General features: G+C 58.1%; 8 protein-coding genes. 4 read left to right on the forward strand and 4 right to left on the reverse strand.

Going from position 1 to position 11808, the window contains the following annotated elements; genetic code table 11:
• The first annotated feature begins 74 nt into the window (after positions 1-74).
• Entirely contained in the window at positions 75-1226 is a 1152-nt protein-coding gene (locus B5F19_RS15330; protein WP_087292150.1) for a site-specific integrase, read from the forward strand.
• A gap of 730 nt (positions 1227-1956) precedes the next feature.
• Here the strand turns inward: B5F19_RS15330 and B5F19_RS15335 are convergent.
• From B5F19_RS15335 to pepD, 4 genes are all read right to left on the reverse strand, one after another.
• Positions 1957-3510: an AbgT family transporter gene (locus B5F19_RS15335; protein WP_087292154.1), complete on the reverse strand. Its 1554-nt coding sequence runs from the start codon at positions 3508-3510 to the stop codon at positions 1957-1959.
• Between the two features lie 186 nt (positions 3511-3696).
• Positions 3697-4614 carry a glutaminase A gene (gene glsA / locus B5F19_RS15340; protein ID WP_087292157.1) on the reverse strand — a complete coding sequence of 306 codons (918 nt, stop codon included), beginning with the start codon at positions 4612-4614 and terminating at the stop codon, positions 3697-3699.
• 132 nt (positions 4615-4746) lie between these two features.
• Positions 4747-6018, reverse strand: a complete 1272-nt coding sequence (locus B5F19_RS15345) for an MFS transporter (RefSeq protein ID WP_087292160.1) — start codon at positions 6016-6018, stop codon at positions 4747-4749.
• Positions 6019-6079: 61 nt separating this feature from the next.
• On the reverse strand, positions 6080-7513 hold the full coding sequence (gene pepD, locus B5F19_RS15350; protein WP_087292163.1) for a beta-Ala-His dipeptidase: 1434 nt from the start codon (positions 7511-7513) through the stop codon (positions 6080-6082).
• Between the two features lie 252 nt (positions 7514-7765).
• On the opposite strand from pepD, the gene B5F19_RS15355 reads away from it, so the two are divergent.
• The 3 genes from B5F19_RS15355 to B5F19_RS15365 all read left to right on the forward strand — a co-directional run bounded on the left by B5F19_RS15355 (position 7766) and on the right by B5F19_RS15365 (position 11697).
• Positions 7766-8461: a helix-turn-helix transcriptional regulator gene (locus tag B5F19_RS15355; protein WP_087292172.1), complete on the forward strand. Its 696-nt coding sequence runs from the start codon at positions 7766-7768 to the stop codon at positions 8459-8461.
• 834 nt (positions 8462-9295) lie between these two features.
• Positions 9296-10447 carry a site-specific integrase gene (locus B5F19_RS15360; RefSeq protein ID WP_087292166.1) on the forward strand — a complete coding sequence of 384 codons (1152 nt, stop codon included), beginning with the start codon at positions 9296-9298 and terminating at the stop codon, positions 10445-10447.
• A gap of 404 nt (positions 10448-10851) precedes the next feature.
• On the forward strand, positions 10852-11697 hold the full coding sequence (locus tag B5F19_RS15365) for a tyrosine-type recombinase/integrase (protein ID WP_087292169.1): 846 nt from the start codon (positions 10852-10854) through the stop codon (positions 11695-11697).
• Positions 11698-11808 lie beyond the last annotated feature (111 nt).

Consider the following 11808-nt stretch of genomic DNA (forward strand, 5'->3'; position numbering starts at 1 on the left):
TAACTCTGCGCCACAGCCCTGGCTATTTCCCATTTCTGTGGTATTGTGTGTCGTTGCAAAGGAGGCGGCACAACATGGCAAAACGCAGAGCCAACGGGGAGGGCAATCTCCGGAAGCGGAAGGATGGCCGCTGGGAGGGCCGGTATACCGCCGGTCACGACCCGGAGACGGGGAAGGCCATTTACCGGAACGTTCTGGGAAGAACCCAGGCGGAGGCCAGGGCCAAGCTGAAGCAGGCTATTGAGGAGGCAAAGCATGTCGACCCGGTAAGATCGAAGCAGTACACAATAGGCGAGTGGATGGACATCTGGTTCGAGAACTACGCCAAGGTAAAGGTTCGGCCTTCCTCCCACCAGACCTACCGGGGGTACATCGACAACCACATCAAGCCGAATATCGGGAAAATCCCCCTCGGAAAGTTATCCTCTCTGGATTTACAGAAATTCTACAAGAAGCTGCTCAGCAGCGGCAGAGTGGAGCGGATCGAGAGCAAGAAACAGAGCAAGGGACTAAGCCCTAAGACTGTGCGGAATCTCCACCAGATCATCGCCTCAGCCATGAAGCTGGCCAGAGAGCAAAAGCTCATCGCCACAGACCCCACTGAGGGCTGTGCCCTGCCGAAGGTGGAGCACCGAGAGATGAAAACGCTTCCAGTGGAGCAGCTGGCTTCCTTCCTGCGGGAGGCAAAGGAGAGCGGTGTATTTGAACTCTACTACGTGGAGCTGGCCACTGGCCTGCGGCGGGGAGAGCTCCTGGGCCTCAAGTGGGAGGACCTTGATTTGGAGCGGGGCGACCTCCGGGTTAAACGGCAAATAGCAAGAATCAACGGCGAGGTGGTGGAAGCTCCCCTGAAAACGAAAAACGCCTACCGCACCCTGCCCCTGGCAAAGGATACGATAGACGTTCTGAATCAGCAGAAAAAGAAAGTGGGGAGCTGTCCCTGGGTATTCCCCTCTCCCACCGGCGGCCCCATGTCTCCGGACAGTGTGCTCCACATGCTCCACCGGGTGCTGAAACGGGCGGGACTGCCTCGAGTCAGGTTCCACGATCTGAGGCACACTTTCGCAACCCTGGCCCTGCAAAACGGAGTGGATGTGAAAACCGTCTCCGGCATGCTGGGCCACTACAGCGCCGGGTTTACCCTGGACACCTACGCCCATGTGACCACCTCGGCCCAGCGGCAGGCGGCGGAGGCCATGGAACACGTCCTCTCCGGCAGTTTATAGCCCTGTCTAGTCCAGAAAAATTCCCGTATGGGTCAAAATCTGGGTCAGATTTGAAAGAGAAAAATAAACTCCACCAAAAAGTTGCGGAAAACAAAAATAATCCGCCGGAATCACCTGATTCCAGCGGATTTCTGGTTGCGGGAGGAGGACTTGAACCTCCGACCTCCGGGTTATGAGCTGCGGTCAATTTGTCCGTTCGCTGCGGTTCAAGGGTTTTCAGGCGCTTTTGGCCCAAATCAGCCAAACCCCAAAGGCTGTGTGTTTTCCGCTCCGGCCCCATTTTCACGGTTCTGGGTCGGGTTTTGGGTCAGAAAAGTATATTTCCCTAGGTTGATGAAAGATGCGGACAGTCCATGACCGTCCTGTGGCAGGCAGGAAGAATTCTCTACAACTGTCAGATCCAGCCGCTTCACCGAAACAACAGATAGCGATTACTACCTGAGGCCCTTTAAATTGTTTCTAAGTGAAAAATTGCTCTACGCCACAGTTTCCGTTATGTGAAAACGTTTGTGGGTCACAGCTTCAGCTTCATGTATATAGACAGGTAGTAAAAATATCCGGATTGTAGCAAAAAGTCTGCTTATTCTTTCCTCGAAGTAAGGAAGGGGCAAGGAATAGATCGACCCGATTCAGAGATGAAAATACACTCGTGTGGCGGGACTCTGCCAACGCATTTTGCATGGAACCAAATGGAAGATTCCCTGGATGCCGCGTTTCCGCTGACTGCACCTTAAAGGACGCCGGCAGGCATGGTATAGGCCGCGCCGGGACCCAGAGGGATCTGCAGGGCGGTCCAGATGAGGAAGAAGACAAACCAGACCGCAGCCAGGATCAGACTGATAGGAAGCAGGCCTGCAAAGATCTTGCCGATCTTCAGATTCGGGTCATAATCCCGCTGAGCGATGCTCAGCAGCATCCACACATAGGGGTTCATGGGGGTGATGATGTTGAAGGGGGAGTCGGCCAGACGGTAGATCATCTGGATCATGGCGGGATGATAGTTCAGCATCATCAACATGGGCACGAACACCGGCCCCAGAATGGCCCACTTGGCGGAGGCGGAGGGCATGAAGAAGTTGGTCAGGGCCACGATCAGCATGAACAGGGCGATCAGCGGCAGGCCGGTCAGCCCCACACTCTGGATGAAGTCGGCGCCGGAGATGGCGATGATGGTGCCGATGTTGGTCCAGCTGAACAGGGCGTTGAACTGGCCGCAGAAGAAGCAGAACACCAGATAGCTGCCCATCAGGGACATCTGCTTGCTGATGGCGTTTTCAATGTCGGTCATCCGGCGGAACTTCCCCACCGTGACGCCGTAGGTGACGCCCATCACAAAAAAGGCGGCGAACATGATGGCGATGATGCCGTCCAGCAGGGGGGAGCCGATAAAGCTCAGGCTGCCGTCCTCGTTGACCTTGGCCAGGGGCACCAGGAAGTACCCGGCCACCACCAGGGCGATGTACACCACCAGAGAGATGCCGGTGTTGCGCATGCCCTTCCGTTCCAGGGCGGTGAGCTCCTGCTTCTCAATGACCGGCAGTCCGGAGGGGCGCACATAGGTGCCGAACTGCTTGGCCACGATCTTGTCGGATACCAGGGCGATGGTCAGAGCCACCAGGAAGGTGGAGGTGAAGGTGAAGTAGTAGTTGCAGCTCATGTCAATGGTGAAGTCGCTGCCGGGCAGGAAGATCTGGATGGCGGTGTTGGTGAGCCCCGTGGCGATGGAGTCCGAGGCGGAGAGCATCAGGTTGCAGGCAAAGCCCGCCTCACAGCCGGCGTAGGCCACCAGCATGCCCACCACCGGGTGCTTGCCTACGCTGTAGTACACGGCGGCGGCCAGGGGCATCAGCACGATGTTGCAGCAGTCAGAGGCGATGTTGCCGTTGCAGCCCACGAAGGCCACCACCAGGGGCACGATGACGGAGGGGGTGTTCCGAAGGGCGCTGCGGATGGCGGCGCTGAACAGCCCCGCCTCGTCGCACAGGCCCACCGCCATGGTCAAGACCAGCACCATGCCCAGGGGGTAGAAGGTGGAGAAGTTCTCCACCATGCTCAGCAGCAGCCAGTTGATGCCGTCGGCGGAGAAGAAGTTCTGTACCGTCACCAGCTCGTCGGTGGCGGGGTTCACCAGGGCCACGCCCAGGCCGGACAGAATGGCGCTGGCGACGGCGGTGACCACAAACAGGACGAAAAAGATGACGCCGGGGGGCGGAAGCCGGTCGCAGACCCGTTCGATCGTCCCCAGAATGCCTGGAGCTCTTGGAGTGGATGTGGTGTTGCTCATAAAATCTCTCCCTTTTAATGATGATGTTCTGACACACAGGACCGAAGGCCGCGGCTTGTACAGGCATCCGTAGCCCCCGGGGATGTGAAAGGACCGCATTCAGCCGGCCGGTCCAGGCGGAACGATCCGGCAGGAAAGCAGGAACACACTGTAGGACGATCAAGGGGAGGGCTCCCCGGAGCGGCGTTAGAAGATGCTCAGATACAGCCGGTTGGACAGCCGCTCCAGCAGCTGGATCCCGGCCAGGCTGTTTCCCTTCTGGTCCAGGCCGGGGGAGAAGATGCCGATGCCCATCTGGGTGGGCACCACGGCCATGATGCCGCCGCCCACGCCGCTTTTGGCGGGAATGCCCACCCGGATGGCAAAGTCCCCGGAGCCGTCGTACATGCCGCAGGTCATCAGAATGGCGTTGACATAGTTGGCGTACTGGGCGGGGAACAGGGACTGCTCACTGTGGGGCAATCTGCCGTGGTTGGCCAGCACCATGCCCATGGAGGCCAGATCCTGGCAGGAGACCGACAGGGAACAGGCCCGGAAGTAGAAGTCCAGTACCTCCTCCACCTCGCCGTCCAGCAGCCCATAGGCCTTCAGCAGAAAGGCCATGGCCCGGTTTTTGTTGCCGGTGCGCTTTTCAGAGCGGTAGACCGCCTCGTCCAGACACACCTCCGGGTCCTGAGTGAGGGTGCGGGTCAGCTCCAGCAGGCGCTGGAACTTCTCCTCATAGCTGTCCCCGTGGATCAGGGTGCACATGGTGATGGCCCCCATGTTGACCATGGGGTTCAGGTGCTCGCTGAGCAGGGCCTGGTCGGTGACGTTGATGGCGTCAAAGGGTTTGCCCGTGGCCTCCACGCCCACTCTGGCGCGGACGCAGGCCTCGCCGTTGTCCATCAGAGCTAGAAGCAGCAAAATGGGCTTGACCACGCTCTGGATGGTGAAGCGCGCGGACCAGTCGCCGGCCTGATAGTGGTGGCCGTCGCTGCGCAGAACGTAAATGCCCAGCTGGCTGGGGTCGCCCTTGGCAAGCTCGGGGATATAGGTGGCTACATGGCCCTCCCGGGTGCAGGGGCGGCACTCCTCCAGAAGTTCTTCCAGTAGTGATTCCATACTCTGTTTCTTTCCTTCTCTTCTTCTCAGGTCGGGTTTGTTTCGCAGGGGGGGGACCGCGTGTGGGACGCGGGATCAAGACTGCCGCCGCGCCTTACAGGGGGGACGCGGCGGCAGCGCTTGGCGGAACGATCAGGTCTTGTTGCCGTTCTGGTGAAGCTTGCGCATGGGGGCCAGCTGCATGGCCAGCAGGCCCATGATGATGGCGACCACCATCATGCCGATGGCCAGCATGAGCGGCAGGGTCCAGTCGCCCTGCTGCTCCGCCAGGGAGGGGAGTAGCAGCACGCCCACCCCCAGGCCCACGCAGCGCATGCCGAAGACCAGGGGAATGACCCGGTCATAGCACTTATTGCCGAAGACCTTGGTGGTGACGATGGGGCCGTAGGTGGTGCCCACCACATAGCCGGCGCCCAGCAAGACCACGGCCAGCAGCAGGGTCACCATGGTGCGGGACACCTGCAGCCAGGCCAGCATGGCGGCCAGGCCCACAATGCCCGCGCCGAAGGCGGCGATCACATAGCTCTTGGGGCCCAGCTTGGAGGTGAGGGCGCCCACCACAATGGACATGACCGCGATGGCGATGTTGTTCACCGTGGAGTAGTTGGCGGCGTCCAGGTCGCTGACCCCGTTGGTCATCAGGATGGTGGCCAGATAGGGGGAGACCACCATGCTCAGGGCCCACAGCAGGCAGGAGGCCATGATCAGGTACAGGGAGGGGGAGCGCAGGGCGGCCTTAACGTCCACGCCGAAGTCGGTGCTGTTGGACTGGCCCTCGGCGCTGGCCAGGGCCTCGGCCTTCTCCCAGCCCAGGGGCTTCTGGCCCAGCTGCTCCGGAGTGCGCAGGGCGAACACATAGATCAGGATGCACAAAATGCCCAGGCAGGCGAAGGCGATGCTGGTGACACCGAAGCCGAAGTTAGAGTCCAGCACGCCGAACAGCCAGGTGCCGGCGGCGCCGCCAAAGCCGATGCAGGCAATGGCCACGCCCAGCACCGACTCCCGCTTTTCAATGAACCAGGTGCGGATAAAGGCGCTCATGCCGCTACTGTAGCCGAAAGCCATGGACGCGCCCACAATGGCCTCAAAGACGCACACCAGCAGCAGGGAGGGCAGGTACAGATAGCCGGCCACAAAGAGGCAGGCCACCAGACTCCCGATGAGCACACAGCGGCGGGCGGTAAACTTCTCAATGAGGATGCCGCCGCCGAACAGGCCCACCAGGAAGGAGGCGAAGGTCTCCACCGTGGCCGGGAAGCCGGCGGCGGTGAGGGAGCAGCCCAGACGCTCGGACAGGGGCACGATTAGCAGGCTGTAGGCGCCGTAGCTCATGCCGCAGGTGAAGGTCATCAGGGCAGCCAGAAAGGCTTGGGTGTAGCCGGAAAATTTGGTTGGATGGTTCATGTACTTCTCTCACTCTCTCTCGTCAGTTTTACACACTTGCAGCTCAGAGGGCCGCGGCCCATTACAGGGAGGCCAGCAGTGCCACCAGCACCTTCCAGATCTCCTGGAAGGAGTCCAGGCTCAGGCGTTCGGTGGTCATGTGCTCGTCCAGCACCAGAGGACCGATGGTAGCGATGTCCATGTCGGGAGACAGGGCCTTGAAATAGCCGGCCTCCAGGCCGCCGTGGACGAACAGGGGCTTCAGCTCCCGGCCGGTGACCTGGTGGAAGACCTTGGCCAAGGCGTCCCGGATGGGGGAGTGCTCCACATAGTCGAAGGGCGCCACAAGGCCGGTGACCTCCCGGTTGATGTGGTAGAGCTGGCAGATGAGCTTGTGCTCCTCCTCGGTGGAGTAGAGGTAGGACATGAGGGCGCCCCGGGCGCAGGTCTCGGCGTACAGTCCGCCGTCCTGGGTGCGCAGCACGCCCAGGTTGCTGGAGGAGGTGGGCAGCTCCGGGAAGCGCATGCTCGTGTGGAACAGGCCGTTGGGCAGAAAGCGCACAAAGTCGATGATCTCCTGGCTGTCGGTCTTGGACATGACCTGCTCCGCCTGGGCGGGGGTCAAGGTGATGGCCAGGTCCTTGTCGCTGAACTCCAGTTCCCGCCGGAAGGTCTGCATACAGGCGTCCAGCACCGAGGCGACGGTCTCGGCGGGGGCGTCACAGGTAAAGACGGCCTTGCCATAGTTGGGGATGGCGTTGTTGACGGAGCCGAAGGACATCTCGCCCAGCTGCACTGTGCCCTGCTTCTTCAGTTCATACAGGAACTGGAAGCCCAGCTTAATGGCGTTGCCCCGCTCCTTGTCGATCTCCACGCCGGAGTGGCCGCCCAGCAGCCCGTTGACCTCCATAGCGTAGGCGGGGGCTGCGGGGGCCTCCCAGGTGCAGGTACGGGTGAGGGCGGAGATCTGGCTGCCGGCGCTGGTGACATAGCTGGTGCCGCCGCCTACATCGTCCAGGCCGATCATCCGCCTGGCCTGGAAGTAGTCCGCCTTCAGGGCGGCGGCGCCGGCGCAGCCGGTCTCCTCCTGCACGGTGAACACGCACTCCAGGGCGGGGTGGGACAAGTCCTGGGCCTCCAGCAGGGCGAGCATATAGGCCACGCCCACGCCGTCGTCACCGCCCAGGGTGGTCCCTCTGGCCCGGAGGAAGCCGTCCTCCACGTACAGGTCCAGGGGGTCCTTGGCGAAGTCGTGAGTGCTGCCCGGGACCTTGGCGCACACCATGTCGATGTGCCCCTGGAGCATCACCGGCGGGTGGTTCTCATAGCCCGGGGTGGCGGGTTTGTAGATGACCACGTTGTACAGCTCATCCTGCACATAGCGCAGGTTGTGCTCCTTGGCCCAGGAGACCAGGTAGTTGCTGTATTCCATCTCGTTGGAGGAGCCATGAGGAATCCGGGTCATATCCTCGAAATGGCGAAAGTAGGGGATGCTAGCGTCCAACACACGCTCCATAAAATCTCTGCCTCCTTAAACATTCAAAATCCGATAGAATCCGACGAATTTTGAAGGATTATGAAGGTAATATAGCAGAATTTCCGCATCAGCGCGAATTTCGTGATATTTCCTGGAAGTTGAATTCAATTCCAGAAATTCAAATGTCAGTTGAATTTTTGAGGCGAATTTGATATAATGGCAGTATGCAGGAAGAGGAATTTAAAAATTCATTCAAATTATCTTTTTAGGAAAGTGAGGATGAGGATGGCAATGGACGATCGGGAATTTTACGGCGCTTTGGGGGAAAAGATCCGTTATTATCGGAAAAGGCGGGGGATGACTCAGCAGGAACTGGCGGAGCAAATCAACCGGACGCTGGCCTGTGTCCCAAAGTATGAACACGGAGGGGTAGCCATTGATGCATATACGCTCTATATGATCGCCCGCGCTTTAGAGGTGGAACCGAAGATATTTCTGCCTGATCGGTCTGCGGGGGACACTGCCATCCATTTTTCCAGCGAGGCGCTGCCCGCATTGTTCCGGCACCGGCGGCTGTGGGGATATAATTACAAGAACCACAAAACCCTGAGCATCAGTTGTCTGGAGGTGGACCCGGATACCTTCCGCGCAACCTTTTACATCGACTATGCCGACGTCAAACGTCCGAACAGCTACAAATATGTGATGCCGGGTGCCATTCAGTCTGAGGGTACGACCGTGAAGGTATACTGCATTAATCCGGTGATTCCCGGGGACTTTATGCTGCTGTTGTTTACCCATGTGGACCTGACGCTGGGACGCAATGTGGGGCTTTGCGCGTCCCTCACAATGAGTTACCGGTACCGGGTCATGAAGTTTTATTTGAGTCCTACCCCGGTACAGGACCGAGAGTTTCTGGATCAGGTCTTGATGTTTACGAAAGAAGATTTGACCTATGCCAGAAAGTACCGCTCTATGGTGTTCTAGGGCCTGGTTGTTTAAGGACTACATGTTGTTGTCAGCATCTCCTGTTGTCGGGATTTGGAACGTTTGACGATAGATGGCATATAAATTCAATTTTGCATTTTCACGTAGAACAGACGATCACTGGAGTTCCTAGCTGAAAGTAGGTTAATCGTCCTTTTGGCAAACATCGCTTGACCAATCGGATTCAGTTTTACTCCAATGTCTATAGTCGGATGTCCCTTTGGGTAGTGATAGTAATTTGAATAAACTCTCTTAAGAAATAAAAATGATTAATACCATATTATTAGAGTTCTTAGGATGAGCTTTATTCGTTTATGAGAAAAACAAGCAGAATGTTTGGCTGCGGTAAACAGCCACCAACACAGCTTCCAGGCGGAAGCCCGGCCCCACTTTATCGGCAGAGAAAAAAGTTGCGGTGCCCTGTAGGACACGGAGCGAAATCCCGCCGTGCTGCCCCTGTGCGGTCTTGTGCAAGACGATTGGGTGCAGGGCGGGGCGTGTCAAGGGATTGCGGGATTTCGCCTCAGCGCCGTGCTAGGTGGTCGCTAACCCGGTTTTTTGAATTTTAGGTGGTCGGAGCTTTGAGAAAAGCCAACGGTTTCAAGGAGTTTCCCGCTTTTTTACCGACGCTGTGTATAGCAATACGTCGGGCATCTCAAAAATTGCGCCGCCTAAACAAAGAATGAAAGCCGCTCTGGAACTGGAAAATGCGACGGTGTTGACAAAGAGGACTCCCAACAGAAAAGTGTGAATTGTTTGATAACTCTGCACCGGAGCCCTGGATATTTTTTGTTTCTGTGGTATGTTGTGTCGTTGCAAAGGAGGCGGCACAATATGGCAAAACGCAGAGCCAACGGGGAGGGCAATCTCCGGAAGCGCAAGGACGGCCGCTGGGAGGGCCGGTACACTGCCGGACATGACCCGGAAACTGGAAAGGCCATTTACCGAAACGTCCTGGGCTGGACCCAGGCGGAGGCCAGAGCAAAGCTGAAGCAGGCCATTGAGGAGGCCAAGCGGGTCGACCCGGTGAAGGCAAAGAAGTACACCGTGGGAGAGTGGATGGACGTCTGGTTCGAGAACTACGCCAAGTTGAAGGTGAGACCATCCTCCCACCAGACCTACCGGGGTTACATCGACAACCACATCAAGCCCAACATTGGGAAAATACCGCTGGGCAAGCTCACCTCTCTGGACCTACAGAAGTTCTACAAGAAACTGCTGAGCAGCGGCAGGATGGACCGGACCGAGAGCAAAAGCCAACCCAAGGGATTGAGTGCGAAAACGGTACGCAATCTCCACCAGATCATTGCCTCCGCCATGAAGCTGGCCAGAGAACAGAGACTCATCGCTGCAGACCCCACAGAGGGCTGCGCCCTGCCGAAGCTGGAGCACAAAGAGATGAAAACCCTGCCGGCGGAGCAGCTGGCGTCCTTCCTGAGGGAGGCCAAAGACAGCGGTGTATTCGAGCTCTACTACGTGGAGCTGGCCACCGGCCTGCGGCGAGGGGAACTGTTAGGCCTGAAGTGGGAGGACCTTGATTTGGAGCGGGGCGACCTCCGGGTTAAACGGCAAATAGCAAGAATCAACGGCGAGGTGGCGGAGGCTCCCCTGAAAACAAAAAACGCCTACCGCACCCTGCCTCTGGCAAAGGATACGGTAGACGTTCTGAATCAGCAGAAAAAGAAAGTGGGGAGCTGTCCCTGGGTGTTTCCCGGTTCCACTGGCGGCCCCATGTCCCCGGACAGTGTGCTCCACATGCTCCACCGGGTTCTGAAACGGGCGGGACTGCCAAGAGTCAGGTTCCACGATCTAAGGCACACGTTCGCAACTCTGGCTCTGCAAAACGGGGTGGACGTAAAGACCGTCTCTGGGATGCTGGGCCATTACAGCGCCGGGTTCACCCTGGACACCTACGCCCATGTGACCACCTCGGCTCAGCGACAGGCGGCGGAGGCCATGGAGCACGTTCTCTCCGGCAGTTTATAGCCCTCTCCAGTCCGGAAAAATTTCCGTATGGGTCAGAATCTGGGTCAGATTCAGAAACCCAAAATAAACCTCGCGAAAAAGTTGCAGAAAATAAAAATAATCCGCTGGAATCAGGTGATTCCAGCGGATTTCTGGTTGCGGGAGGAGGACTTGAACCTCCGACCTCCGGGTTATGAGCTGTCGTCTGTTTGTCCGTCCGCTGCGTTTCGAGGCTTTCCGGGTATTTTTAGGCCCAAAACCCGAAGGTTGTGTGCTCTCTGCTCCAACCCTGTTTTTCCGGTTCTGGGTCAGATTTTGGGTCAATGAAAAAGAGTATTCATACAGCTGATTTTGTTTAGGAGTTCTTCGTAAAATCCCCCCGATTGGGTAAAATAAGAAGGATTTTATCCAAAGGAGAGCGAGAAATGGAACATCGGATTATGACCAGAGAGGCACTGGAGGCGTTTGCCCGGGCGCTGTTGGAGCAGGAGCGCAGCTCGGGTACCATTGAGAAGTATTTCCGGGACGTAAGGGCGTTTACTGTCTGGCTGGGCGGGTCGGAGGTGACCCGGGAGCGGGCAGCTGCCTGGCGGGACAGTCTGTTGGAGCGGGGCTATGCCCCGGTGACCGTCAACTCCATGGTGGCGGCGGTGAATCAGTTTTTTACGTTCCTGGGCTGGGAGGACTGCAAGGTGAAGGCCCTGAAGCTCCAGCGGAAGCTGTTCCGGGACGACCGGCGGGAGCTGACCCGGGAGGAGTATGAACGCCTGCTGGCCGCCGCCCATGGCCTGGGCCGGGAGCGGCTGGCACTGCTGCTGGAGACCATCTGCGCCACCGGGATTCGGGTGAGCGAGGTGAAGTATATCACCGTGGAGGCCGCTCACGCGGGGCGGGCGGAGATCTCCCTGAAGGGGAAGCTGCGGGTGATCCTGCTCCCCGGCAAGCTGTGCCGGAAGCTGAAGAAGTACGCCAGGGCGCAAAAAATCGCCTCCGGCGAGATTTTTCTCACCAGAAGCGGAAGGAGCTTGTCCAGACGGCAGATCTGGGCGGAGATGAAGCGGCTGTGCAAGGCCGCCGGAGTAGCCCCCAGCAAGGTCTTTCCACACAACCTGCGGCATCTGTTTGCCCGAACCTTTTATAAGGTGTGCCGGGACGTGGTGAAGCTGGCCGACGTGCTGGGCCATTCCTCCATCGAGACCACCCGCATCTACCTCATCTCCACCGGCGCGGAGCACATGAAAATTTTAAGCCGGATGCATCTCATCCAGTAGGACAAAATGAGTGTTTTGCTGTCTGAGAGCGAAAAAACACCAAATCCTTACATATGGTTAGCTGAATTGTAGCACGAACCTTGAAAGATTTCAAGGTGTTCCTGCAATTTT

It is taken from the genome of Pseudoflavonifractor sp. An184 (assembly GCF_002160305.1).
Lineage (GTDB): Bacteria > Bacillota > Clostridia > Oscillospirales > Oscillospiraceae > Lawsonibacter > Lawsonibacter pullicola.